Raw genomic sequence first — 23,418 nt, forward strand, 5'->3', positions numbered from 1 at the left:
TATGCGCTCGAATCAGGGGGAATGGCCTCCAAGCTAGCGCCTGGCGGGCCGAGCCGTCAAATGGCTTTGGCCGACTGACCGATAAATGCTCTCTATCACTGCTCAGCTCCCGCGTTTACGGGGGTCATCGAAGGCGCTTATCACCTCGTAGGATCTTTCGATTGGACGGCTCTACACAAGGCTTCATAGGCTGGACAAAAGCCATAGCAGGGCGAGGATTTCACCCATGAGCCAGGACCCACATATCCGCGACTACAAAGGCGCCGCTGCCGGCTGGGGCGCGCTCAAGAGCGTGACCAAAAGCTGGCTGGGCAGTGACAACGCCTTCAAGAATTTGCGCGCCATGCTCAAGACCAACCAGAATGGCGGCTTCGACTGCCCCGGTTGCGCCTGGGGCGAGTCGCCGGAAAACGACACGGTCAAGTTTTGCGAGAACGGCGCCAAGGCCGTCAATTGGGAGGCCACCGGGCGCTCGGTCGATCCGGCCTTCTTTGCCCGCTACAGCGTCAGTGCCCTGGCCGATCAGACCGATTACTGGCTCGAGTTCCAGGGCCGCCTGACTCATCCCATGCGCTATGACGCGGCCACCGACCGCTATGTCGAGACGAGCTGGGCAGAGGCCTTTGCGCTGATCGCCAAGCACCTGCACGCCCTGAAATCTCCCGATCAGGCCGAGTTCTATACCTCGGGCCGGGCCAGCAACGAAGCGGCCTTCCTTTATCAGTTGTTCGTGCGCGCCTACGGCACCAACAACTTCCCGGACTGCTCGAACATGTGCCACGAGGCCAGCGGCGTCGGGATGGCGCAGACCCTGGGCGTAGGCAAAGGCACCGTGGTCTTTCACGACCTGGAGCTGGCCGACGCCATCTTCGTCATTGGCCAGAACCCTGGCACCAACCACCCGCGCATGCTCGAACCGCTGCGCGAAGCCGTGAAGCGCGGTGCCCAGGTGGTATGTTTCAACCCCCTCAAGGAGCGGGGCCTTGAGCGCTTCCAGCACCCTCAGCACCCCCTGGAGATGCTCAGCAACGGCTCCGAGCCCACCAATACCGCCTACTTCCGCCCGGCACTGGGCGGGGACATGGCGGTCATGCGCGGCATCGCCAAGTACCTGCTGCAGTGGGAACGCGAAGCCAAGGCCAAGGGCGAACCTGCGGTGTTCGATCATGCGTTCATTGCCGAGCACACCAGCGGCATCGAGGCCTACCTGCAGACCTTGGATGCCACACCCTGGCCGGCCCTCGTGGCGCAGTCCGGGCTGACCCAGGCCGAGATCGAACAGGCCGCGCGCATGTACCGCAAGGCCGAGCGCGTGATCATGTGCTGGGCCATGGGCGTTACCCAGCATCGCCATTCGGTGGCCATCGTCCAGGAAATCGTCAACCTGCAATTGCTGCGTGGCAATGTCGGCAAACCCGGCGCGGGGCTCTCGCCGGTGCGCGGGCACAGCAACGTGCAGGGTGACCGGACCATGGGCATCGACGAGAAGCCCAAGACCGCCTTGCTCGATGCCTTGCAAGCTCGCTTCGAGTTCCAGGTGCCGCGCACCCACGGGCACAACGCCGTACTGGCGATCAAGGCCATGGAAGAAGGTCGGGGGAAGGTGTTCATCGGCCTTGGGGGCAATTTTGCCCAGGCCACCCCAGACACCGCACGCACCCATGCCGCCCTGCGCAATTGCGCACTGACCGTGCAGATTTCCACCAAACTCAACCGCTCGCACCTGGTGACCGGTGGCGATGCCTTGATCCTGCCCTGCCTGGGCCGCACCGAAATCGACCTGCAGGCCAGCGGGCCGCAAGGTGTAACAGTCGAAGACACCTTCAGCATGGTGCACATCTCCCACGGCCAGCTACGGCCACGTTCGCCCCACATGCGCTCCGAACCCTGGATCATTGCCGGCATGGCCCAGGCCACCCTGGGCAAGCACCCCATCGATTGGGAGCACGCCGTGGCCGATTACGCCTATATCCGCAGCCTGATTGCCGACGTGATTCCAGGCTTCGAACATTTCAACGAACGCCTGCAGCAACCCGGGGGCTTCCACCTGGGTAACCACGCTGCCGACCGCACCTGGCGCACGGCCACCGGCAAGGCGCAATTCAGCCCCAATGCGCTACCCGCTGAACTGGTCAACGCCCAGGCGCTGGCCCGTGGTGACAAACCGGACCTGATCCTGCAAACCCTGCGCTCCCATGACCAGTACAACACCACCCTCTATGGCCTGGATGACCGTTACCGCGGTGTGTTCGGGCTACGCGAAGTGGTGTTCGTCAACGAGGCCGACATTCGGCGCATGGGCTTCGAGCCCGGTGAACACGTCGACCTGGTGTCGCTCTGGGACGACGGCGTCGAGCGACGGGTGTCGGGTTTTCGTCTGGTGGCCTATGACGTGCCGCAGGGGCAGGCTGCCGCCTATTACCCGGAAACCAACCCCCTGGTGCCGCTGGAAAGTTATGGTGAAGGGACCTACACCCCGACCTCCAAGTTCGTGGCGATCAAGGTCGAGAAGGCCAAGGCGGATAATCGCATTGCAGCGGCTCTGGCGACCGACTGAGCCTCAGTGTGCAACAGGGCCGCCCGTGTAAACCCGCGTCAACCGCGGTTCACTGGAAAGGCCGTGGTGTACTTCATCTGCTCCATGGCAAAGCTCGAGGTAATGTTGGACAACCCATCGGTGCTGGTAATCAGCTTCTTGTAGAACCGGTCATACGCCGCGATATCGCCCACCACCACCCGCAGCATGTAGTCCCAGTCGCCGGACATGCGGTAGCACTCCATCACCTCCTCGAACGCCGTGACCGTGGCGGCGAACTGCTCCAGCCATGCACTGTCATGGCGCTGGGTCTTGACCTGCACGAACACGGTCAGGCCCAGCCCTAGCAGGCCAGGATCCAGCAGGGCCACACGACCGACGATATAGCCTTCGTCTTCCAGGCGCTTGACCCGCTTCCAGCAAGGGGTGGTGGACAGGTTGACGGCCTCGGCCAAGGCCTTGAGCGAGAGCGCGGCATCGCGCTGCAAGAGGGTCAGAATGTGTCGGTCGAAGCTGTCCATAGAGTGCATGGGCCGTGGCGAAGAAGTTTTCACAGGGTACCCCAAGGTCAGGGCTTTTGCGTTGTGCGATAGTGGCAACCTTACCTCTGCCAACGAGCCCGACCATGTCCGACAAGCCGCGCCATTTCGCCACCCGAACCATTCATGCCGGCGAGCAGTTCGAAGTCGCCGACAATGCCATTTTTCCAGCCATCGTCACGGCCAGTTCGTTCATCAAGCGCGGCCTGGACGACACGCCGGACTACTCCTACAGCCGCGTAGGCAACCCCACCCGCCACGCCTACGAGACCTGTGTTGCAGCCCTGGAGGAAGGCGTAGGGGCGGTGGCCTGTGCGTCAGGGGTGAATGCCACGGCCACCGTGCTCGAACTGCTGCCCAAGGACGCCCATGTGGTGGTGATGAACGGTGTATACGGCGGCACCTTCCGAATTCTGGAGGACTACCGCAGCCGCACGTCCGGCCTGACCACCACGTACGTCGACCTCAACGACCTCGATGCCGTGGCTGCTGCCATCAAGCCCGAAACCCGGCTGATCTGGATCGAATCACCGACCAACCCGTTGCTGCACCTGGTCGACATCAAGGCCGTCTGCGACTTTGCCCGCACCCGGGGCATCCTGACCTGCATCGACAATACCTTCTGCTCACCGTGGAACCAGCGCCCGATCACCCTGGGCGTGGACCTGGTCATGCACTCGGCCAGCAAGTACATCGGTGGCCATTCCGATCTCACCGGTGGGGTGGTGGTGGCGGCCAGCGAAGACCTGCACCGACAGCTGCGCCGCATCAGCATGGCCATCGGCGCGGTGCAAGGGCCGTTCGATTGCTACCTGGCGTTGCGCGGCCTCAAGACCCTGGACGTGCGCATGGAGCGCCAGTGTGCCAACGCGCTGGAAGTGGCCCGCAGGCTCGAAGGCCACCCGCAGGTCGAGCAGGTGTACTACCCAGGGCTGCCAAGCCATCCGCAGCATGAACTGTGCAAGCGTCAGATGCGCAGCGGCGGGGCGGTGGTTGCCATGAAGGTCAAGGGTGATCGGGCGGCGCTCAATCGGCTGGTCGAAGCGCTGCAGATTTTCGTGCTGGCCGATTCGCTGGGTGGGGTCGAAAGCATGATCAACCATTCCTGGACCATGTCCCACTGCTCCATGAGCCCCGAGCAGAAAGGGGCAATGGGCATCAGTGAGAACCTGTTGCGCCTGTCGGTGGGTATCGAGGCGGTCGCCGATCTGATCGATGACCTGGAAACGGCGCTGGGCGCTTTGGCCGGGTAATGATGGCAGGGCTGTAGCGGCGAGCGGTTCAGCGCCTGCCTGTCATGCGAAGCGAGGACGGGCTGGCGCTTGCAAAGAGGCCGGTGATTATTTGGGCGGGTGGATGATGCGCTCGATCTTGTCCTTGATCAGCAGCCGCTCGCGGCGCAAGCGCGTAACGGCCTCGTCGTTGGTGCCGTTCTTCTCGGCGGCGACCACTTCCTTGTCCTTGGCGTTGTACTCCTTGTGCAAGCCATGCAGCGTCTGGTCCTTGTCAATGAGTGCCTGGAATGCGTCAGCGGTAACGTGCAAGTCAGCGAGCAGATCGTGCGGAACAGGCATTTCTTCACCTCTGTCAGGGGATTGGTTAAGGTCCTGACCTCTGAGGATAGCCGCGTTTGTCCCGGGGAGGGAGGCTGCGAAACCTGAACCCCTGCTGAACGACTGACGGGTACGCGTCGAAATCAGCGCTTTCACTAAATTGTTACGTTATTTTTCACAGAAAATTGATGGCTCGGTTTCTAGAGTTCGCCCAGCTTGCTCCCAGTGCCATCCGGCACTGGTGGTCACTTCTCTTGGTTGCGAACCTGAATGCTCAACATCAAACCCCTGCGCACCGAATGGGTCACGCTGCTGGCCAGCCTGTACCTGTTGATCGGCTTGAATGTCTTTCTTTGGGAGCACCTGGAACAGGTAGTGCCCCCCGGCTTGCCCGGCCTGTGGTTGACCCTGGCATTTGCGGTGCTGATGTTGTTCGCCTTCAACCTCATCCTTACCCTCATTGCCTTCCGCTATGTGCTCAAGCCCTTGCTGGTGCTGCTGTTCGTCAGTGGTGCGGCGGTGGCGTATTTCATGAACCGCTATGGCGTGCTGATCGATGCAGGCATGTTCGCCAACATCGCCGAAACCAACGTGGCAGAAGTGCGCGACCTGCTGTCGCTGAAGTTCGGCTTGTACATGCTTGGCCTTGGAGTATTGCCCTCGGTACTGCTGTGGCGAGCGCCGGTGGTGTATCGGCCGTGGCAGCGCGAGCTGTTCGGCAAGCTGGTGGTCACGGCGGCCTGCGTGGTAGGCCTGGGCTCGGTAGGGTTGGCCAATTACCAGGGTCTGTCGTCGCTGTTTCGCAATCACCACGAACTGCGCCTGATGCTGACCCCCAGCAATATCGTCGGTGCCTCCATGGCCTACGTGAGCGAGCGCGTGGTCACCAGTGCACGCCCCTTTGCCCACTATGGCGAAGATGCCGCCCGCACCCCGGACTGGCAGCACCATCAGCGCAAGTCCCTGACGGTGCTGGTGGTGGGTGAAAGCGCGCGCGCTGATCATTTCGGCGTGCTGGGCTACAACCGCGATACCACCCCCAGGCTTGCCGCCGAGCAAGGGTTGCTGGCGTTCTCGGACGTTCATTCCTGCGGCACTGAAACGGCTGTGTCGGTACCCTGCATGTTTTCCGGCATGCCCCGCAAGGCCTACGATGCGCGCATCGCCAAGAACCGCGAAGGGCTGCTCGATATTCTCAAGCGGGCGGGCCTGGATGTGCAGTGGCGCGACAATCAGTCCGGGTGCAAGGGCACCTGCGACCGCGTGCAGTTCATCAATATGAGCAAGCTCAAGGACCCGCAATTCTGCGGCGAAGGCGAGTGCCACGACGAAATCCTGCTGCAGGGGTTGGGCGAGCTGATCGACCACTTGGACAAGGACACCGTGCTGGTGTTGCACCAGATGGGCAGCCACGGCCCCGACTACTTCAAACGCTACCCCAAGGCCGACCAGCGCTTTGCCCCGGTGTGCCAGAGCAATGCCCTGGACCAGTGCAGCCAGGCGCAGATCATCAATGGCTACGACAATACCCTGGCCTACACCGACCGGGTCCTGGCCAGCCTGATCGACACCCTGCGCAGCCGGCAGGACAAGGTCGATACGGCCATGATCTACCTGTCCGACCATGGCGAATCGCTGGGCGAGTACAACCTGTTCCTGCACGGGACGCCGTACGCCATTGCCCCGGAACAGCAAAAGCATGTACCGCTGCTGGCCTGGTTTTCCGACAGCTATCAGCAGGACTTCGGTGTCGATACTGGTTGCCTGGCCAAGTTGAACGATGCGCCCTTGTCCCAGGACAACCTGTTCCACTCGATGCTGGGGTTGTTGCAGGTTCACACCCAGGTGTACGAGCGGTCCCTGGACCTGTTTGCCAGCTGCCGGCCCTGGCTCACCGCCAGGCGCTGAGCAGGCGAGGGTGGGCTTGCCTGGCGAACGCCGTCAACGCGCAGTGGGGGGACATTGCCTGGAGCTTGGCGCCGGCCTGGTTGCACAGTCCGTGAAATTGCACCATTGATCGACATCAAGGATGGCCCGGGTTTCACCAGCAGTGCCCGCGCCGTATATACTGCGCGCCAATGTTAGTGGGAGAGCCTTGTGGCCATCGAAATTCACTGGATCCGTGACGACCTGAGCCTGGCCGAACACTGCCGCGACTGGCGCCAATTGCCGTTTGTCGCGGTCGATACCGAATTCATGCGCGTCGATACCTTCTACCCCAAGGCAGGGCTGATCCAGATTGGCGATGGCAAGTGCGCGTTCCTGATCGACCCGCTGTTGATCGCCAACTGGCAGCCGCTGGCCGAGCTGATCGAAGACCGTAACGTGGTCAAGGTGCTGCATGCCTGCAGCGAGGACCTGGAGGTGCTGCTGCGCCTGACCGGCAAGCTGCCCCAGCCGTTGTTCGACACCCAGCTGGCTGCCGGCTATCTCAACCTTGGCTTCTCCATGGGCTATTCGCGGCTGGTACAGGAGGTACTGGGCATCGACCTGCCCAAAGGCGAGACCCGCTCCGACTGGTTGCAACGCCCACTGTCCGAGACCCAGGTCAGCTATGCCGCCGAGGACGCCGTGCACCTGGCCGAGCTGTTCAGCGCCTTGCATGCGCGCCTGTCCGACGACAAGTACGCCTGGGTGTTGGAAGACGGTGCTGAACTGGTGGCCCAGTTGCGCCGCGAGGTGCAGCCCGACAGTCTGTACCGTGAGGTCAAGCTGGCGTGGAAGCTGTCGCCCCAGCAGTTGGCGGTGCTGCGCGCCCTGTGCGCTTGGCGCGAGCGCGAGGCCCGCCTGCGTGACGTTCCGCGCAACCGCATCCTCAAGGAGCATGCGCTGTGGCCCATCGCCAAGAGCCAGCCGACCAACCTGGCGGCCTTGGCCCGCATCGACGACATGCACCCGCGCACCTTGCGCCAGGATGGCGAAACCTTGCTGCAACTGATCAAGCACGCCGCTAGCCTTCCGGCCGAACAATGGCCCGAGCCATTGCCTGAGCCGTTGCCTATCGAAGCCTCGGGCATTCTCAAGCAACTGCGCGCCGTCGGTCAGGCCGAAGGGCAACGGCTGGGCATCGCGCCCGAGCTGATGCTGCGCAAGAAAACCCTCGAGGCCCTGCTTAAAAGCGGTTACCCCGACGGCCCTTACACCTTGCCCGATTCGCTGCGCGGCTGGCGCCGTGAGCGGATGGGCCAGGCACTGCTGGACAGCCTGGCCAGTGCCGGAGACCCTCAATGAAACGCATCTGCTCGATCTACAAGAGCCCCCGCAAGAACGAAATGTACCTGTACGTGCTCAAGGCCGATGGCTTGCAACGCGTACCCGAAGGCTTGCTGCCGTTCTTCGGCACGCCCCAGCACGCCTTCGACCTGGTGCTCAGTCCCGAACGCAAGCTGGCCCGCGAAGACATCACCAAGGTGCTGGAAAACCTCGACAATCAGGGTTATCACCTGCAGATGCCGCCGCCGGATGACGAGTACATCGAGCACCTGCCCGACGAGTTGCTGCACCGAAACGATCCCGCCTGATCATGCGCGTACTGATTGCCGAGCATGACCACGCCCGCTACGCCGACCTGTTGCACCAGGCGGCACCGCACCTTGAAGTCCTGACCAGCGACGATTCCGCGCAATTGGCCCGGCTGGCGCCACAGTGCCCGGTCTGGCTCGGCCAGCCCGACCTGCTGGCCAGCTTGTTGCGCCAGGGGCATCGCCCCCACTGGATGCAGTCGACCTGGGCCGGCATCACGCCACTGCTGGCCACGGGGCTGCCCCGCGCGTATCGCCTGACCCGCGCTGTGGGCATTTTCGGCCAGGTCATGGCCGAATACATGCTCACCTACATGCTGGGCCATGAACGGCACGTCCTGTCGCGCCTGGTCAGCCAGGTGGAGCGGCGCTGGGATGAGCGCCCTGGTTGCTCGCTGCAGGGCCGCAAGGTATTGATCGTCGGCACCGGCGATATCGGCCAGGCCGTGGCCGAGTTCCTGCGCCCGTTCGGGGTGGTGCTGTACGGTGTGGCCAGCCAGGCCCGTGAACAGCCGCCATTCGCCGAGGTAGCAGCCCTGGACGATCTCGCGCGCCTGGTGGGCGAGGTCGACTATGTGCTGAACCTGCTGCCCGACACGCCGGCCACGCACGATATCTTTGACGCGGCGATGTTCCGGCGTTTCCAGCCAACTGCGTTGTTCATCAATGCCGGGCGCGGTGTGGCTGTCGTCGACGCCGACCTGGTGGAGGCGCTGAAAGAGGGGCACCTGGCCGGGGCGGTGATCGACGTATGCCGCCAGGAACCTCTGCCCAGGCAGCATCCATTCTGGACCGCCTGGGGCCTGTTGCTGACCGGACACAGCGCAGCGCCCACCACGCCTGCGGCCATGGTGCGGTTGTTCCTCGACAACCTGCAGGCGTTCGAAGCCGACCAGGCGCTGCGTGGCGAGGTGAACTTCGACCGCGGGTATTGATCGACCGGCCTGTATCAGAGCGCGCTGCCCGCAGGTGGCGCCCTCGGGGTGCCCTTCAGGCGTATCACCCTGCTATGGGCCTGAGTTCGAGCACGGCTGACAAGCGGTCTGGTATTGCTGCATGCCAGGCCCTAGACTGGCGCCGCCACGGCTACCAGCTCCATGCTGCACGCCTTAACGAACCGTTTCAGGCGCTGTCTGCCTCGGGCCCGATGTCGGACACGCGTTGCTGATCCCTTGCAGGAAATCGCGTCATGATCGCTGATAACGCCCCGTTCTGGCGGCGCAAGACCCTAGAGCAACTCAACCCGCAGGAATGGGAGTCGCTGTGCGACGGCTGCGGGCTGTGCTGCTTGCAAAAGCTCGAGGACGAGGACGACAACAGCGTCTACTACACCCGCATCGCCTGCAAGTTCCTGGACCTCGACACTTGCCAGTGCAGCGACTATCCCAATCGCTTCGCCCAGGTGCCCGACTGCATTCAGCTCACCCCGGGCAAGGCTGACCAGTTTCGTTGGTTGCCAGCGACTTGCGGTTACCGCCTGGTCAGCGAAGGCAAGGACTTGCCGGTCTGGCACCACCTGGTATGCGGTGACCGTCAGCAAGTGCATGAGCAGCGCATCTCCCAGGCAGGGCGCATGCTCAGCGAGCGTGACGTGCACGAGGACGACTGGGAAGACCACCTGATCTTTCGCGCCAGCTAACCAGGCGCTTTACCCGCTGGTGAACAAGGAGTGTCGGTATGCGTAGCCGTTTGAGTGTGCTGGTGGCCGTGTTGGGGTTGATGGCGGGGGCACCGGCCTGGGCGAAGAAAGTCGATCTTGACTATCAGGTTCGGCTGTTGCCTGCGACCGGGCAGGCCGAAGTGCGCCTTACGCTGGCCGATGGCAGTGCTGTGCGCAGTTTGGACTTCGACCTGGGCAAGGCGGGGGCCTACAGCGGCTTCCAGGCAGATGGCCACTGGCAGCTTCGCGGCCAGCGCGGGGTATGGCAGCCAGCGCCCGGCAAGACCAGCCTGAGCTACCGCGTGCAGTTGAACCAGCTCCACGGGCCTGGGGTGTACAACACCCGCATGACAGCGCACTGGGCACTGTTCATGGGCGACCAACTGGTCCCACCCGGTCGGCTGGACCAGCAGGACGGCACCGAGTTGGTCGCCCGCCTGGCATTCGACCTGCCCGAAGGCTGGAAAAGCGTCGAGACCGCCTGGCCACGTATTGGCAAGGACAAGTTCCGCATCGACAACGTCTCGCGCCTGTTCGACCGCCCCACGGGCTGGATGCTGGCTGGCAACCTGGGTAGCCGCCGTGCGCGCCTGGGCGAAACCGACGTGACGGTGGCGGCGCCGGTTGGGGAAGGGATGCGCCGCATGGACAACCTGACCTTGCTGACCTACATCTGGCCGCAACTGCAGGCCACCTTCCCGAGAAACCCGCCCAAACTGCTGGTGGTGGGCGCACGCGACCACATGTGGCGCGGGGCGATGGCAGCCCACGGCTCGCTCTACCTGCACAGTGGCCAGGCCATGGTCAGCGAGAGCGGCAGCAGCCCGCTGCTGCGCGAAGTGGTCCAGTTGTTCACTCAGCTGCGTGGGCGTGAGGGCAATGACTGGTTGATCGAGAGCTTGACCGACTACTACGCCACCGAGCTGCTGCGCCGATCAGGTGGCATGAGTGATGATCGTTATCAGGCCTGGCAGGCGCGCTTGAGCAAACAGGGCGCAAGCGTCAAGCACCTCAAGGGGCACCAGGCGACGCCTGCCCAGGTGGCGCGAGGGGTGATGCTGTTGCAGGCACTGGACAAAGAGATCCGTATTCATACCCAGGCCCGGCAATCGCTCGACGACGTGGCGCGCGGGCTGATGCGACTGCCCAGCGTCAGCCTCGAGGACTTCGTGCAGATCAGCGAAAACGTACTCGGACGTCGGTCGGAGGCGTTGCAGAGCAAGGTACTGCATTGATGCGCTACACAATGCCCGGTGGGAGCCACGTGTTGCGCAACTTTTGAAGGTCATCGGATCCGTAAAACGGTTCCAGCAGTATGGAATCTCAGATTATGGGTCTGCTGCGCAGCCTATCGCGGCACAAGGACCGCCCCTACAGGGTTTGAGCTACGGCTTCCAGTGTAGGAGCGGCCCTTGTGCCGCGATGGGGCGCGAAGCGGCCCCGGCGATATGTGCTACGAAGTTGAATGCGTGAGCCTCTGGCGCAGGCCCTGACCGAAGGCACGTCGCCCCGGGTGCCCTCAAATCGAATGTGTGAGCACTACACCAAACCGCAGCCGTCAAGTAGACGCCTTGCCGCAACGCCGCCACGGCAAGACCAGGATACAGTCCAGGGCATCACACCCCAGCGACAGGATCCTTGCCGGTCACTGTCACGCCTTCGGTGGCCGCTTTGGCACTGTCCTTCAGTGCAGTCAGCTCGTCCCCAGTACGCTTGAGGTCCGATTTCAGCTGGTTGTACTGATCGCGGTGGTGCTGCAACCACGCCTTGGTGGCGCAATGCCCAGTGAAGCCGCGCACCAGCGCCAGGCCACCGACGGCTATCTTGAACAGCCCTACGATACCGCCCTGGCTCAGCCCTTTGCCCACCAGCAAAGCACCGCCGGCCAACGAAGTGGCCCGTTCCATGCCATGGACGTTCTTTTCCTGCAACGGTGCATCAGAGTGATTATCAAGCATTGGTAAGCCCTCTTGGTGATGTGTAAGCAGCTGACCTGCCTGCGGCCGGCGACGTTCACTCGATGTGCCAGGCGAACCTCCTGGCGGTCATGACAGCGCACGCATCACTTGAACTTTGGGCCCGAGCGGGTATTCAGGCCCTTGGCCAGACGGTCGTACAGCACCACGTTCACCGTGGCCGCCAGGTTCATGCAGCCGGTGGTGGGAATGTAGATGGTTTCCTCGCACCAAGCCCTCACTTCAGGGCTGAGGCTGCCGTCTTCGGGGCCGAAGATGTAGATGGCGCGGTCCGGGTGGGTGTAGTCGGGCAGGGGGCGGGCGCCTTCGACCAGTTCCACGGCCACCGGGGTACAGCCCAGCGGGATGATGCGTTGCAGGTCATCGATGCCGATCAGTGGAATGTCGTAGTGCACGCGCTTGGTGTCGGTCACGAAGTCCCGCGCGCGCTCGTAGCGCTTGCCGGTATAGAACACCGAGTTGACCCCGTAGCAGCCAGCCGCACGCATTACCGAGCCTACGTTTTCGGCCGACTTGGGGTTGAACAGGCCGATGCAACTGTATCGTTTGTTAGCCACGAACCGGGGCCCTTCGCAAAAAAGACGCGATTATACGGGTTGCCCGGTCATGGTGGGGGGGCTGCTGGTCAGTCCTTCTTCAGCATGCCTGCCAGTGCCGCGAACGGGTTGTGGGTAGCCTTGGCAATGCTTGGGGTGCTGGTGGAGCCTTCGCTGAAGTATTGCTGATCGGTGTAGCGCGAGTGTTCGTTGTCATGGCAGTACAGGCACAGCAGCTCCCAGTTGGAGCCGTCCTGGGGGTTGTTGTCGTGGTTGTGGTCACGGTGGTGCACGGTAAGCTCACTCAGGCGCTTGCCGGCGAACTCGCGTGCACAACGCCCGCACACGTGCGGGTACATCCTCAAGGCCTTGTCGCGGTAGCCCATTTCCTTGTCGCGCTTGGCATCGGCGAGGATGCGGTCCAGGCGCGCAGTGGCGGCGGAAGTAGAGGAGGTCATGGTGTTTCCTTCGTTCTGATCAGGCAAATGACGGTTATGCCGTCGAGTCTAGCGCGGCTGCATGATCGGCGCACAGGCGAAAAATGTCATATGGGCGTAGCCTGTAGGAAGATTCTGAACAGGAGGTTGCCGATGCTTGCTGCGATTCTCGCCGTGGTCTTGGTGGCGGGCGTGCCTGCGGCTCACGCTGCCAGCACGCCGCCGCGGTTGACCACGCCTGTACCCGGTGCGCCGGGTACACCCACCCCCACGCCGTATCCGCAGATCACCCCAAGCAGCCCGCCCAAAGCCACCGGCACCTCCCAAGGGGCACCCTTGCTACCGCCAATGCCAGTGCCCGGCCCGCCCAAGGACCAGCCACTGCCAGGGTTGCGGCAGGATCTAGAGAAGCCGGGGCGGGATCAGGAATGATCGAAGGCGGCTGTCCACACCTCGCCTTGCGGCTTACCGTCATGCATGAACTCAGATCGCTGGGGCCGCTGCGCGCACAAAACAGCCCGGCACCTCAGACAACCCCCAGCTCACCCAGCACAAACCCATACTCCAAGGCCACATCCTTCAACCCCTGGTAGCGCCCGCTCATACCCCCATGCCCGGCACCCATCTCGGTCTTGAGCAGCAGCAGGTTGTCATCGGTCTTGCGCGTACGCAGGCGGGCGACCCACTTGGCCGCTTCCCAGTACTGCACCCGGCTGTCGTTGTAGCCTGCCACCACCAGCATGGCCGGGTAGGGCTGGGCTTTCACGTTCTCATACGGCGCATAGGCCTTGATGCGCTCGTACACCTCAGGCTCCGCGGGATTGCCCCATTCGTCATACTCGGTCACCGTCAACGGCAGCTCAGGGTCGAGCATGGTGTTGAGCACATCCACGAAGGGCACCTCGGCGATGGCGCAGCGAAACAGCTCGGGACGCAGGTTCAACACGGCGCCGATCAGCAGCCCGCCGGCACTGCCCCCGCTGATGGCCAGGGTTGCAGAGGATGTCACGCCTGCGTTGATCAGGTGTTCGGCGCACGCGATGAAATCGCTGAAGGAATTGTGCTTGTGTTCCTGCTTGCCGGCACGGTACCAGGCCTCGCCCAGCTCGCCGCCGCCGCGCACATGGGCGATGGCAAACGCTACACCACGTTCCAGCAGGCTCAGCCGCGCATGGGAGAACCATGGGTCCAGGCTCTCGCCATAGGCGCCGTACCCGTACAGGTAGAGCGGTGTGGTGCGACCCACATCCTGGCGCCGTCGCACCAGGCTGATCGGCACTTGGGTACCGTCTGCCGCGGTGGCCCACAGGCGCTCGCTGACATAGGCGTCGGCATTGAAGGGCCCCAGCACCGGCGTCTGCTTGAGCACCTCCTGCGCGCCAGTGGCCAGCGCCAGCTGACGTACCTGGGCCGGCCGGTTCAGCGCTTCGTAGCGCAAGCGTACCCGAGGGCTGTCGAATTCCAGGCTGTCCTGCACGTACAGGCTGTAGGCCGCGTCAGGTAAATCCACCCGGTAGGGCGACAGACCCTGAGGGCGCACTTCGATGATCGGCAAGCCGCCATCACGCAGGCTCAGGGTCAATGCGCTGGCATTGAGGCTCAGTCCTTCAAGCATGATGTCATCGCGATGGGCGACCAGCAGTTGCCACTGGGCACGGCTTGGCACGGGGTCGGCCGGGGCGTGATACAGGGCGAAGTTGATACCGTCCTGGTTGGTGCGGATGAACCATCGCCACTGCCCATCGAGCAGGCCATGATCGGGGAAGTACTCATGGCCTTCCACACGCGGTGCCAGGCAGGTGAACGGCGCTTGCGGCGTGGCCGCGTCCAGCACCCAGGCTTCGCTGGTGGTCTTGCTGTTGAGCAGCAGCACCAACTGGCGTTCGGAGCTGGTGCGGTAACAGTGCAGGAAGAACCGGCCATCGGGCTCCTCGAACACCCGCTGGGCACCGTCCTGACCCAACGTATGCCGGTACAGCCGCCAAGGGCGGTGGGTATCGTCCAGTTCAGCAAAGAACAGCGTACGGCTGTCATTGGCCCAGGTCAGGCTGCCATCGCAGTCGTCGAAGGGCAGGGTCGTTACATCGCCCGTGGCCAGATCCTTGACGTACAAGGTGTAGATTTCGTCGCCGCTGGTGTCCAGGCTATAGGCCAACAGGCGATGGTCGGGACTGACGTTGAACGCCCCCAGCGAGAGAAAGCCGCCGCCTGCCAGGGCGTTGGGGTCGAGCAACAGTTGCTCCTGGCCTTCATCGACCGTGTTGGAATCATCGGCAGGGCGTGGGCAGCGGTAATGGCGGGGATATTCATCGCCTGCGGTGGTGCGGGTGTAGTACAGGTAGGGCCCCCACGGCGATGGCAGGGACAGATCGGTTTCCTGGATGCGGCCTTTAATCTCCTCGAACAACTGTTCGCGCAAGGGGGCCTGATCGGCCAGACAGGCTTGCTGATAGGCGTTTTCCGCTTCGAGGTAAGCCAGTACCTGGGAATCGTCACGCTGTTGCAACCACGCGTAGGGGTCGGTCGCATCGTCGGCTCTGGCCAGGGGCGGCAAGTGGGTGCTTGGCATCGAATTTCTCTCGGTTCTTGAGGGGCGCTACCGGCAGCTTCGGCGCTGCACCGGTACAGGCAAACACTGTGTGCGCCAGGAAATGTGTTTATCATAGGCACCTCTTTGCCTGGCTTGCACGATTACCATGATCGAGAACGACTACACCCTGGCCTGGGGCCTCTACGCCGTGGCCGCCCTGGGCTGCCTTATGGTGGGCATCAAGCTCACCGGCTGGATGTGGCGCTGGCTGCGCGAACCGCTGCGCGTCGTGCTGGCGGTGCTGCTGTTTACGCCGACCGTGGTCGACCCGGTCAAGGACAGCTTCGCCCCGGCCATTGCCATCACGGTGCTGGACGTCGCCTTCAAGGTGGGTAACAACGCCTGGCGCGCAGTGTCGGACTTCGCCATGTACGGCATGATCGCCTTCGTGCTGTATTTCCTGTTTGTGCTAGTGCGTTGGCCGCTGGAGAAACGCGCCCGCGAGCGCCGCCTGCGGGCCGAAGCCGCCGCCCAGCGCGAGGCCGCCGAAGCGCAGGCGCTAGCGCCGGGGGAGCCGTTGGCCGCCGAGCGTAGCGATCGTTACCGTGACGACCCGCCTGTGCTGCCTGCTGGCGCCGGCCGGGTCGAGCCCCGCCTGTAAACGGAGACACCGCCATGTGCGAACTGCTGGGCATGAGTGCCAACGTCCCCACCGACATCGTCTTCAGCTTCACCGGCCTGATACAGCGCGGCGGTCGCACTGGCCCGCACCGTGACGGCTGGGGCATCGGCTTCTACGAAGGGCGCGGCCTGCGCCTGTTCCAGGACCCCGCCGCCAGCAGCGAGTCCGAGGTGGCCAACCTGGTAAGGCGCTACCCGATCAAGAGCGAAGTAGTGATCGGCCACATCCGCCAGGCCAATGTGGGCAAGGTCTGCTTGGCCAACACCCACCCCTTCATGCGCGAGATGTGGGGGCGCAACTGGTGCTTTGCCCACAACGGCCAGCTGGGTGATTTCACCGGCTCCACGAGCTTTTACCAGCCCATTGGTGATACCGACAGCGAGGCGGCCTTCTGTGACCTGCTCAATCGCATCCGCGGCGCCTTCCCGGAGCCGGTGCCGGTGGAACAGTTACTGCCGGTGCTGGTCGAAGCCTGTGCCGGTTATCGCGCCCGCGGCGTGTTCAACTGCATGCTCAGCGATGGTGACTGGCTGTTCTGCTTCTGTTCGACGAAGCTGGTCCACATTACCCGTCGCGCGCCGTTTGGCGCGGCACGGCTGAAGGATGTCGACCTGATCGTCGATTTCCATACCCAAACCACCCCCAACGACGTGGTCACGGTGATCGCCACCGAGGCCTTGACCGAGAACGAAACCTGGAACCGCTACGCGCCAGGTCAGTGGGCCCTGTGGCGGCACGGCGAGTGCACCGCGCACGGACAAAGCTAAGGATGCTGCATGTTCAGAAGTTACCTGCGGTTGCTGCTGTTCACCTTCGGGCTATTGGCCGGCATTCAGGTCCCGGGGCTGGTCAAGGATTACAGCCAGCGCGTGGAGGCGCACCTGTTTGAATCACGCGAGGCGCTGGACGGCTTCCGCCAGACAGCCGAGCGCTTTTTCAACGGCGATCTGCAAGCCTTGTTGCGACACTACCGCAGCAGTGACGACCCGGTCTTTCTCAGTGACGCCAACAGCATCGAAAGCCTGATGATTCGCAACCAGCTGCTTGAAGACGAATGGCAAGCGCTGCAAGGTTCATGGGCGCAGCGTACCTGGCACGTCCTGGTGCAAGCCGACCCGCGGCTGCGAGAAGAAACGCTCAACGGCTACGGCTATCAGATTTTGCTGGCGCCTGAGGCCATCGGCTGGGGCGTCGGTGCCGGGTTCGTGCTGGCGTTCGTGGTTGAAAGCCTGTTGTTGGGGATAGGTCGGCTGATACTGGGTGGGCGACGTGGGGCGGTGAAAGAGAGTTGGCGTTAGGTGAAGTCCTGATACCCTCTGAGCGGGAGTGCGCTACGCTCCCATCCGGTCCTGGGCTGGTCCCATTCCAGATCGGGCTACAAACCCTCAGCCCATAGTCCCCGGCACCAGCACGATCCGTTGCCCGCCCACATCCTGCGCATAGCGCTCCAGTACCTGCCGACAAACCCCAACCACTTCCTCCACCAACGTCACCCCGGTCTGCCAGGCCACCACCAGTTCCAGGCTCGGCGGGGGCTCAAGCCCAGCCAGCAGCACCAGGTCACCCTGGTTCAGTTCGGCCTCTACCAGGGCAGGCGGCAAGGCCCCGATGCCAAAACCGTCGCGTAACAAGCGGGTAATAGCCGCTACTGAATTGACGCAGTTCAGCCGCGGCGTTTGCGCCCCGGCCCCTTGCAACAAGGCCAGCACTTCCTGATGCGGCCGTGAATTCTTCGAGAAGGTCACGATGCGCTCGCGCCCCAGTTCGATCAGTGACGTGTAGTCCCTGTGCAGGTGCGAGCCTGCCGCGACTATCCAGCCCATCGGGTAGCGCGCCAGATCCAGGCTGCGGATCGAGGGCTCGCGCAGCAAGTCTGTTTGCACGATAACGTCCAAAAAACCCTTGTGCAGTTGTTCGCGCAGGTTCAGCGCCGTGTCGGCGATGAGTTCGATTTCCACCTGCGGATAGCGCTCGGTCAATTCGGCCACCAGCGCGCTCATCCAGGTATGAATGACCGTGTCCATCACCCCGAGACGAATACGCCCGACCTTGGCCCGGTCGCTGTCCAGCGACTGTTTGAGCGCCTTGGCGGTTTCCAGCATGCGCTCGGCATGTTCCAGCACCTTGCTGCCTTCCGGAGTCAGGCTGACCCCGCGCGAGTCGCGCAACAGCAGCTTGACGCCCAGGTCGGCCTCGAGCGCCGCGATACGGCTGGACACCGACGCCTGGGTGGTGAACAGCTTCTGCGCGGTCAGGCGGAAGCTCTTGAGACGAGCGACCCAGACGAACGTTTCGAGAAAGCGAAGGTTCATGATCAGTTTTTCTTGTTCCAGACCCAGGGTTTTTCTCGTTGGACGTCAGCGCCGCGTGCTCTGAACATGAAGCCCAGGCCGCGACCTTTGCTGTCGCCCCATAAAACAATACCAACAAGCCGAGGCATCCATGAACCCCACCGGCACGCAGCAGCAGGTCAGTTCCCCATCCTCCTCCGGGCCTTTTGCCTGGTACCGCGACATCGATCAGCAACAACGGCGCACCTTCTGGAGCTGCAAGATCGGCTATGGCCTGGACGGCATGGACACGCAGATGCTGAGCTTCGTCATCCCCACGCTGATCATGCTATGGGGCATCACCACCACCGAGGCCGGGCTGATCCACACCAGTACCCTGGTCGCTTCGGCCATCGGTGGCTGGGTGGCCGGCATTCTCTCCGACCGCATCGGCCGGGTCCGCACCCTGCAACTGACGGTGCTGTGGTTCGCCTTCTTCACCTTCCTTTGCGGCTTTGCCCAGAACTACGAGCAACTGCTGATCGCCAGGACCCTCATGGGTTTTGGCTTCGGCGGTGAGTGGACGGCAGGCGCCGTGCTCATCGGCGAGGTCATCCGTGCCCAAGACCGCGGCAAGGCAGTGGGCATGGTGCAGTCAGGCTGGGCCATTGGTTGGGGGCTGACGGCCATCCTGTACGCGCTGCTCTTCACTTGGTTGCCGCAGGAGCAGGCCTGGCGAGCGCTGTTTTTACTGGGGCTGGTGCCGGCCGTGTTCGTGATCTTCGTTCGGCGGCTGGTGAAAGACCCGGAGGTCTACCGCCAGGCCAAGGCAGCCGAAGACATCGAGGCGCCATCGCACTTCTACGAAATCTTCGCCCCCGGTCTGCTCTGGACCACCGTGCGCGCCTCGCTGCTGACCACTGGCGCACTGGGCGGCTACTACGCAATCACCGCCTGGCTGCCCACGTTTCTGAAGAACGAACGCGGGCTGAGCGTGCTGGGTACCGGCGGCTACCTGGCGATGGTGATCGTAGGCTCCTACGTGGGCTACGTGATCAGCGCCTACCTGTCCGACCTGCTAGGGCGCAAAAAGAATTTCATCCTGTTCGCCGTAGGCTCGTTCGTCATCGTGCTGCTGTACACGCAAATGCCCGTCAGTGATGGGGTGATGCTGTGGTTGGGCTTCCCGCTGGGCTTTTTCGCCTCGGGCATCTTCAGCGGCATGGGGGCCTTTCTGACCGAGCTGTTTCCCACGCGCGTGCGCGGCTCGGGGCAGGGCTTTTGCTACAACGTCGGCAAGATCGTCGCGGCGCTGTTCCCGCTGCTGATTGGTATGCTGGGGCAGCAGGTGCCGCTGGGCCTGGGTATCGGCTTGTTCTCGGCCGTGTCCTATGGCGTGGTGATCGTGGCAGCGCTAAGCCTGCCAGAAACACGCGGCAAACAATTGCAGGCGCGCTAAGGTAGGAACATGAATAACGACAAGGGGTACACCGTGGTGCAACGCCTGTTACTCAACTGCGACATGGGCGAAAGCTTCGGCAGCTGGCGCATGGGCCTGGATGCCGAGGTCATGCCCTACATCGACTGTGCCAACATCGCCTGCGGCTACCACGCTGGTGACCCCGGCATCATGCGCCGCACCGTGGCGCTGGCGCTGGAACACGGGGTAACCATTGGCGCACACCCGGCCTACCCGGACCTGGTCGGCTTCGGCCGGCGCAGCCTGGCGTGCAGTGCCGAAGAAATCCGTGACCTGCTGCACTACCAGATCGGCGCGCTCGATGGCATCTGCAAGGCCCAGGGCACACGCGTCGCCTACGTAAAACCCCACGGTGCGTTGTACAACGACATGATGGCCGACCCATTGATCCTGCGCACGGTGCTGGAGGCCGTGGCGGCCTATGACAGTGGCCTGCCGCTGATGCTCATGGCTACGGCCGACAATGGGGCGGCCCAGGCGCTGGGTACTGAAATCGGCGTACCGCTCTGGTTCGAGGCGTTTGCCGATCGGGCCTACACCGCCAGCGGCCACCTGGTGTCGCGACGCCTGCCGGGCGCCGTGCATCACGACCCGGCGCAAGTGGTCGAGCAAGCCGTAAAGCTGGCCCGCGGCGAAGCACTGCTGGCCAGTGATGGCACTGGACTGCTGCTCAAAGCCCAAACGCTGTGCGTGCATGGGGACAACGACAGCTCTGTGACGGCAGTTCGGCAGATCCGCCAGGCACTCGATGGGATCAGATCAGCATGACCCCACGCATCGAAGTGGTCGGCATCGATTGCCTGATGGTGCGTCTGTTCGAGCGTATCGAGGAAGCCAACATGCCTTGGGTGCTTGCCGCCAGTCAGCGCTTGCAAGCGGCTTTTGGTGCGCACTTGCGCGACCTGGTGCCGTCCTACACCACCCTCATGGTGCATTTCGACCTGCCGCCGGCCGATGCACGCTGCCTGATCGTGCAAGCCCTTGAAGGGCTGCAGCCTGGCACTGAGAACACCGGCTGCCTGCACGAGATACCGGTGTGGTACCACGCCAGCGTCGGCCCGGAGTTGCCCGTGCTGGCCCGCCGGGCAGGCCTGAGCGAGGCTGAGGTCGTGCGCTTGCACAGTGAACGTGACTACCCGGTGTTCGCCCTGGGGTTCGCGCCGGGTTTCGCGTTCATGGGGCTGGTGGACGAACGGCTGGCCATCCCGAGGCTAAGCACCCCGCGCAAGCAGGTGGCAGCGGGCAGTGTCGGCATTGCCGAGCGCCAGACCGCTGCGTACCCGGCCGCTTCCCCCGGTGGCTGGAACCTGATCGGGCGTACGCCGGTGCGGTTGTTCGACCGTGAGCGGGACGGCTACAGCCTGCTGCAACCGGGCGACCGCGTCCGCTTCGTCTCGGTGACGCGGCAGGCGTTTCTGGCGTTGGGCGGTGATGAGGAGGCACAGGCATGAAGCATTTGCGAGTCGAGGCCAGCACACCGCTGTGTGCGCTACAGGATGCAGGCCGATTTGGCGTGAGGCACCTTGGGGTCACCCAGGGCGGCGCTTTGGATTGGGTCGCGATGCACTGGGCCAACGGGTTGCTGGGCAACGCTCTGCAGGCTCCCGTCGTAGAGGTTGCCTTGGGTGGATTCAGCGTGGTGGCGCAGCACGATTGCGTACTGGCGCTGGCCGGGGCCGACCTGGACGCGCACATCGACGAGCACTACTTGGCCCCTTGGCGCAGTTTTACCCTGACGAAGGGGCAGCGCCTTACCCTCAGACAACCTCGGCAGGGCGCTCGCGCTTATCTGGCCGCACCGGGCGGTTTCGATGCCGAGCCTGTGATGGGCAGTTGTGCCACGGTCGTGCGCGAGGGGCTGGGCGGGGTCGATGGCCAGGGCGGCGTGTTGCGTGAAGGCCAATGCTTGAGTTTTGCCGGTACAGCCACACCGATCCGCGAAGTGCCTGGTCACCTGCGTCCTGAGTATGTGGTCAAGCCCACCTTGGACCTGGTGATTGGCGCGCAGATCGGCGACTTTGCTGGCCTTAGTCTGTTCGATGCCTTCAACTGCGACTGGACGCTGGACACCCGTGCCGACCGCATGGGCATCCGCCTGCTTGGCCCGCCTCTGGTTTATCAAGGCCCGGCCATGATCTCCGAAGGCATTCCCCTTGGCGCCGTCCAGGTCCCGCCCGATGGGCAGCCGATCGTGTTGCTCAATGATCGCCAGACCATCGGCGGTTATCCCCGCCTGGGGGCGCTGACGCCCCTGGCACTGGCACAACTGGCACAGTGCATGCCAGGGGCGAAGGTGCGATTGCGGCCGGTAATGCAGGAGCAGGCATGGCGGGAGCAGCAGGCGTATCTGGAACGCTGGCACGTGTTGTTGAGCGGCCTTCCCGGGGCGCCGGACCGGCCTCAGCGATCTGGACTGCGAAGCTGAAATCCTGGGGCCGCTGCGCGGCCCATCGCGGCCGGTCCGGCGCCCCGGCGAGGCCGCTCTTACAAGGGGCGTGACTTTGCGGCTTTACTTCGACAGATACCGCATCCCATCCTCCAACCCCTGCAAGGTCAGTGGATACATCCGGTCCTCGATCAGTTCACGCACCAGCTGGGTAGAAGCGGTGTAGCCCCAGGCCTGGCGGGGGTATGGGTTGATCCAGATGACCTTGCGGAACTTGGCCATGATGCGCTGCATCCAGACATACCCGGCTTCCTCGTTCCAATGCTCCACGCTGCCGCCCGGCTGGGTGATTTCGTAAGGGGCCATGGCTGCGTCCCCGACGAACACGACCTTGTAGTCCTCGCCGTACTTGTGCAGCAGGTCGAACGTGGAATAACGCTCCGACGTGCGCCGCAAGTTGTTCTTCCAGACCGTCTCATACACGCAGTTGTGAAAGTAGTAGTACTCCATGTGCTTGAACTCGGTCTTGCAGGCCGAGAACAGCTCCTCGCAGACCCTGACATGGGCATCCATCGAGCCACCGATGTCGAACAGCAGGAGCAATTTCACCGTGTTGCGCCGCTCCGGGCGCATCTGGATGTTCAGCAGGCCCGCATCGCGTGCGGTATGGTCGATAGTGCCATCGATGTCCAGCTCTTCGGCAGCGCCTTGGCGGGCGAACTTGCGCAGGCGCCGCAGGGCCAGCTTGATGTTGCGCGTACCCAGCTCCACCTGATCGTCCAGGTTCTTGTACTCGCGCTGGTCCCAGACCTTCACCGCCTTGCCCTGGCGCTCGCCAGCATCGCCCACGCGGATACCTTCGGGGTTGTACCCACCCGAGCCGAACGGGCTGGTGCCACCGGTGCCAATCCACTTGTTGCCGCCTGCGTGGCGCTCCTTTTGCTCCTGCAGGCGCTGCTTGAACGCCTCGATCAGCTTGTCCAGCCCACCCAGTGACTGGATCTGCGCGCGCTCCTCAGGGGTCAACGAGCGCTCGAATTCCTTGCGCAGCCAGTCCTCAGGGATCAACGCCTCGATGTGTCGATCCAGGTTCTCCAGACCGTTGAAGTAAGCGGCGAAGGCCCGGTCGAACTTGTCGAAATGGCGTTCGTCCTTCACCAGGATGGCGCGGGCCAGGTAGTAGAATTCGTCCATGTCGGCGAACACCACATGCCGTTGCAAGGCATGGTGCAGGTCGAGCAGTTCGCGCACCGACACCGGCACCTTCGCCGCGCGCATTTCGTTGAACAGGTTGAGCAACATGGCCCCGGCT

The 23,418-nt window shown here is 63.4% G+C and carries 23 protein-coding genes and 1 pseudogene; 16 read left to right on the forward strand and 8 right to left on the reverse strand.

From position 1 onward, the window contains the following. Positions 1-226 precede the first annotated feature (226 nt). Positions 227-2,557 carry an FdhF/YdeP family oxidoreductase gene (locus ACF8R3_RS15950; RefSeq protein WP_392515873.1) on the forward strand — a complete coding sequence of 777 codons (2,331 nt, stop codon included), beginning with the start codon at positions 227-229 and terminating at the stop codon, positions 2,555-2,557. A 38-nt stretch (positions 2,558-2,595) separates the two neighbouring features. Here the strand turns inward: ACF8R3_RS15950 and ACF8R3_RS15955 are convergent, their stop codons facing one another. Continuing rightward, a complete protein-coding gene (locus ACF8R3_RS15955; protein WP_023534914.1) occupies positions 2,596-3,057 on the reverse strand; it encodes an Lrp/AsnC family transcriptional regulator in 462 nt (153 codons plus the stop codon). Positions 3,058-3,161: 104 nt separating this feature from the next. Here ACF8R3_RS15955 and ACF8R3_RS15960 point away from each other — a divergent pair, with 104 nt between their 5' ends. Then, complete coding sequence (locus ACF8R3_RS15960) at positions 3,162-4,328, forward strand: PLP-dependent aspartate aminotransferase family protein (RefSeq protein ID WP_058638048.1); 1,167 nt, start codon at positions 3,162-3,164, stop codon at positions 4,326-4,328. An 87-nt stretch (positions 4,329-4,415) separates the two neighbouring features. Here ACF8R3_RS15960 and ACF8R3_RS15965 read toward each other — a convergent pair whose 3' ends face one another. After that, positions 4,416-4,649, reverse strand: a complete 234-nt coding sequence (locus tag ACF8R3_RS15965; RefSeq protein ID WP_058604205.1) for a YdcH family protein — start codon at positions 4,647-4,649, stop codon at positions 4,416-4,418. A gap of 249 nt (positions 4,650-4,898) precedes the next feature. Between ACF8R3_RS15965 and ACF8R3_RS15970 the strand changes: the two genes are divergently transcribed. From ACF8R3_RS15970 to ACF8R3_RS15995, 6 genes are all read left to right on the forward strand, one after another. Beyond that, positions 4,899-6,536: a phosphoethanolamine transferase gene (locus tag ACF8R3_RS15970; RefSeq protein ID WP_078478945.1), complete on the forward strand. Its 1,638-nt coding sequence runs from the start codon at positions 4,899-4,901 to the stop codon at positions 6,534-6,536. A gap of 189 nt (positions 6,537-6,725) precedes the next feature. Beyond that, complete coding sequence (gene rnd, locus ACF8R3_RS15975) at positions 6,726-7,859, forward strand: ribonuclease D (protein ID WP_197844507.1); 1,134 nt, start codon at positions 6,726-6,728, stop codon at positions 7,857-7,859. Further along, positions 7,856-8,149, forward strand: a complete 294-nt coding sequence (locus ACF8R3_RS15980) for a YcgL domain-containing protein (protein WP_023534892.1) — start codon at positions 7,856-7,858, stop codon at positions 8,147-8,149. Before rnd ends, ACF8R3_RS15980 begins: the two co-directional genes overlap by 4 nt. A 2-nt stretch (positions 8,150-8,151) precedes the next feature. Continuing rightward, positions 8,152-9,084 carry a D-2-hydroxyacid dehydrogenase gene (locus ACF8R3_RS15985; protein ID WP_078478943.1) on the forward strand — a complete coding sequence of 311 codons (933 nt, stop codon included), beginning with the start codon at positions 8,152-8,154 and terminating at the stop codon, positions 9,082-9,084. Positions 9,085-9,338: 254 nt separating this feature from the next. Beyond that, on the forward strand, positions 9,339-9,788 hold the full coding sequence (locus ACF8R3_RS15990; protein WP_392515874.1) for a YcgN family cysteine cluster protein: 450 nt from the start codon (positions 9,339-9,341) through the stop codon (positions 9,786-9,788). Between the two features lie 38 nt (positions 9,789-9,826). Continuing rightward, a complete protein-coding gene (locus ACF8R3_RS15995; RefSeq protein WP_078478942.1) occupies positions 9,827-11,044 on the forward strand; it encodes a hypothetical protein in 1,218 nt (405 codons plus the stop codon). 381 nt (positions 11,045-11,425) lie between these two features. Here ACF8R3_RS15995 and ACF8R3_RS16000 read toward each other — a convergent pair whose 3' ends face one another. The 3 genes from ACF8R3_RS16000 to ACF8R3_RS16010 all read right to left on the reverse strand — a co-directional run bounded on the left by ACF8R3_RS16000 (position 11,426) and on the right by ACF8R3_RS16010 (position 12,779). Then, a complete protein-coding gene (locus tag ACF8R3_RS16000; RefSeq protein WP_058638054.1) occupies positions 11,426-11,767 on the reverse strand; it encodes a DUF2892 domain-containing protein in 342 nt (113 codons plus the stop codon). Positions 11,768-11,871: 104 nt separating this feature from the next. After that, a complete protein-coding gene (locus tag ACF8R3_RS16005; RefSeq protein WP_033728691.1) occupies positions 11,872-12,342 on the reverse strand; it encodes an RNA methyltransferase in 471 nt (156 codons plus the stop codon). 68 nt (positions 12,343-12,410) lie between these two features. Further along, positions 12,411-12,779 (reverse strand): YajD family HNH nuclease, encoded by a 369-nt coding sequence (locus ACF8R3_RS16010; RefSeq protein ID WP_023534919.1) that lies wholly within the window; start codon positions 12,777-12,779, stop codon positions 12,411-12,413. A 132-nt stretch (positions 12,780-12,911) separates the two neighbouring features. Between ACF8R3_RS16010 and ACF8R3_RS16015 the strand changes: the two genes are divergently transcribed. Continuing rightward, complete coding sequence (locus ACF8R3_RS16015; RefSeq protein WP_058638055.1) at positions 12,912-13,190, forward strand: hypothetical protein; 279 nt, start codon at positions 12,912-12,914, stop codon at positions 13,188-13,190. A gap of 94 nt (positions 13,191-13,284) precedes the next feature. On the opposite strand, the gene ACF8R3_RS16020 is transcribed toward ACF8R3_RS16015, so the two are convergent. Beyond that, on the reverse strand, positions 13,285-15,327 hold the full coding sequence (locus ACF8R3_RS16020; protein WP_392515875.1) for a S9 family peptidase: 2,043 nt from the start codon (positions 15,325-15,327) through the stop codon (positions 13,285-13,287). A gap of 127 nt (positions 15,328-15,454) precedes the next feature. Here ACF8R3_RS16020 and ACF8R3_RS16025 point away from each other — a divergent pair, with 127 nt between their 5' ends. From ACF8R3_RS16025 to ACF8R3_RS16035, 3 genes are read left to right on the forward strand one after another with little or no spacing between them, the layout of a single operon-like run. Next, positions 15,455-15,949 carry an MFS transporter gene (locus ACF8R3_RS16025; RefSeq protein ID WP_392515876.1) on the forward strand — a complete coding sequence of 165 codons (495 nt, stop codon included), beginning with the start codon at positions 15,455-15,457 and terminating at the stop codon, positions 15,947-15,949. 14 nt (positions 15,950-15,963) lie between these two features. Further along, positions 15,964-16,737, forward strand: a complete 774-nt coding sequence (locus ACF8R3_RS16030) for a class II glutamine amidotransferase (protein WP_023534887.1) — start codon at positions 15,964-15,966, stop codon at positions 16,735-16,737. A 9-nt stretch (positions 16,738-16,746) separates the two neighbouring features. Continuing rightward, entirely contained in the window at positions 16,747-17,268 is a 522-nt protein-coding gene (locus ACF8R3_RS16035; RefSeq protein WP_058604214.1) for a DUF2937 family protein, read from the forward strand. A gap of 87 nt (positions 17,269-17,355) precedes the next feature. Here ACF8R3_RS16035 and ACF8R3_RS16040 read toward each other — a convergent pair whose 3' ends face one another. Beyond that, positions 17,356-18,282 (reverse strand): LysR family transcriptional regulator, encoded by a 927-nt coding sequence (locus ACF8R3_RS16040; RefSeq protein ID WP_392515877.1) that lies wholly within the window; start codon positions 18,280-18,282, stop codon positions 17,356-17,358. Positions 18,283-18,412: 130 nt separating this feature from the next. Here ACF8R3_RS16040 and ACF8R3_RS16045 point away from each other — a divergent pair, with 130 nt between their 5' ends. The 4 genes and pseudogenes from ACF8R3_RS16045 to ACF8R3_RS16060 all read left to right on the forward strand — a co-directional run. Further along, positions 18,413-19,699: an MFS transporter gene (locus ACF8R3_RS16045; protein WP_058604216.1), complete on the forward strand. Its 1,287-nt coding sequence runs from the start codon at positions 18,413-18,415 to the stop codon at positions 19,697-19,699. A 36-nt stretch (positions 19,700-19,735) separates the two neighbouring features. Further along, positions 19,736-20,488, forward strand: coding sequence for a 5-oxoprolinase subunit PxpA (locus tag ACF8R3_RS16050; RefSeq protein WP_372239224.1), 753 nt, complete (start codon positions 19,736-19,738; stop codon positions 20,486-20,488). Continuing rightward, positions 20,485-21,171 (forward strand): 5-oxoprolinase subunit PxpB, encoded by a 687-nt coding sequence (gene pxpB, locus ACF8R3_RS16055; protein ID WP_392515878.1) that lies wholly within the window; start codon positions 20,485-20,487, stop codon positions 21,169-21,171. Before ACF8R3_RS16050 ends, pxpB begins: the two co-directional genes overlap by 4 nt. Next, positions 21,168-22,079: pseudogene (locus ACF8R3_RS16060) on the forward strand (biotin-dependent carboxyltransferase family protein); the annotation flags it as partial. The gene pxpB and the pseudogene ACF8R3_RS16060, both read left to right, overlap by 4 nt. 150 nt (positions 22,080-22,229) lie before the next feature. Here ACF8R3_RS16060 and ACF8R3_RS16065 read toward each other — a convergent pair. Then, positions 22,230-23,408: a VWA domain-containing protein gene (locus ACF8R3_RS16065; protein WP_078478936.1), complete on the reverse strand. Its 1,179-nt coding sequence runs from the start codon at positions 23,406-23,408 to the stop codon at positions 22,230-22,232. Positions 23,409-23,418: the final 10 nt, after the last annotated feature.

It is taken from the genome of Pseudomonas sp. FYR_7, assembly GCF_043106155.1.
In the GTDB taxonomy this organism is placed as follows: Bacteria; Pseudomonadota; Gammaproteobacteria; order Pseudomonadales; family Pseudomonadaceae; genus Aquipseudomonas; species Aquipseudomonas parafulva_B.

Excerpts from the sequence above, each read along its gene's own strand:
- ACF8R3_RS15950 (WP_392515873.1), top strand. The coding sequence starts at position 227 with ATGAGCCAGGACCCACATATCCGCGACTACAAAGGCGCCGCTGCCGGC.
- ACF8R3_RS15955 (WP_023534914.1), bottom strand. The coding sequence starts at position 3,057 with ATGGACAGCTTCGACCGACACATTCTGACCCTCTTGCAGCGCGATGCC.
- ACF8R3_RS15960 (WP_058638048.1), top strand. The coding sequence starts at position 3,162 with ATGTCCGACAAGCCGCGCCATTTCGCCACCCGAACCATTCATGCCGGC.
- ACF8R3_RS15965 (WP_058604205.1), bottom strand. The coding sequence starts at position 4,649 with ATGCCTGTTCCGCACGATCTGCTCGCTGACTTGCACGTTACCGCTGAC.
- ACF8R3_RS15970 (WP_078478945.1), top strand. The coding sequence starts at position 4,899 with ATGCTCAACATCAAACCCCTGCGCACCGAATGGGTCACGCTGCTGGCC.
- ACF8R3_RS15980 (WP_023534892.1), top strand. The coding sequence starts at position 7,856 with ATGAAACGCATCTGCTCGATCTACAAGAGCCCCCGCAAGAACGAAATG.
- ACF8R3_RS15985 (WP_078478943.1), top strand. The coding sequence starts at position 8,152 with ATGCGCGTACTGATTGCCGAGCATGACCACGCCCGCTACGCCGACCTG.
- ACF8R3_RS15990 (WP_392515874.1), top strand. The coding sequence starts at position 9,339 with ATGATCGCTGATAACGCCCCGTTCTGGCGGCGCAAGACCCTAGAGCAA.
- ACF8R3_RS15995 (WP_078478942.1), top strand. The coding sequence starts at position 9,827 with ATGCGTAGCCGTTTGAGTGTGCTGGTGGCCGTGTTGGGGTTGATGGCG.
- ACF8R3_RS16000 (WP_058638054.1), bottom strand. The coding sequence starts at position 11,767 with ATGCTTGATAATCACTCTGATGCACCGTTGCAGGAAAAGAACGTCCAT.
- ACF8R3_RS16010 (WP_023534919.1), bottom strand. The coding sequence starts at position 12,779 with ATGACCTCCTCTACTTCCGCCGCCACTGCGCGCCTGGACCGCATCCTC.
- ACF8R3_RS16015 (WP_058638055.1), top strand. The coding sequence starts at position 12,912 with ATGCTTGCTGCGATTCTCGCCGTGGTCTTGGTGGCGGGCGTGCCTGCG.
- ACF8R3_RS16020 (WP_392515875.1), bottom strand. The coding sequence starts at position 15,327 with ATGCCAAGCACCCACTTGCCGCCCCTGGCCAGAGCCGACGATGCGACC.
- ACF8R3_RS16025 (WP_392515876.1), top strand. The coding sequence starts at position 15,455 with ATGATCGAGAACGACTACACCCTGGCCTGGGGCCTCTACGCCGTGGCC.
- ACF8R3_RS16030 (WP_023534887.1), top strand. The coding sequence starts at position 15,964 with ATGTGCGAACTGCTGGGCATGAGTGCCAACGTCCCCACCGACATCGTC.
- ACF8R3_RS16035 (WP_058604214.1), top strand. The coding sequence starts at position 16,747 with ATGTTCAGAAGTTACCTGCGGTTGCTGCTGTTCACCTTCGGGCTATTG.
- ACF8R3_RS16040 (WP_392515877.1), bottom strand. The coding sequence starts at position 18,282 with ATGAACCTTCGCTTTCTCGAAACGTTCGTCTGGGTCGCTCGTCTCAAG.
- ACF8R3_RS16045 (WP_058604216.1), top strand. The coding sequence starts at position 18,413 with ATGAACCCCACCGGCACGCAGCAGCAGGTCAGTTCCCCATCCTCCTCC.
- pxpB (WP_392515878.1), top strand. The coding sequence starts at position 20,485 with ATGACCCCACGCATCGAAGTGGTCGGCATCGATTGCCTGATGGTGCGT.
- ACF8R3_RS16065 (WP_078478936.1), bottom strand. The coding sequence starts at position 23,408 with ATGTTGCTCAACCTGTTCAACGAAATGCGCGCGGCGAAGGTGCCGGTG.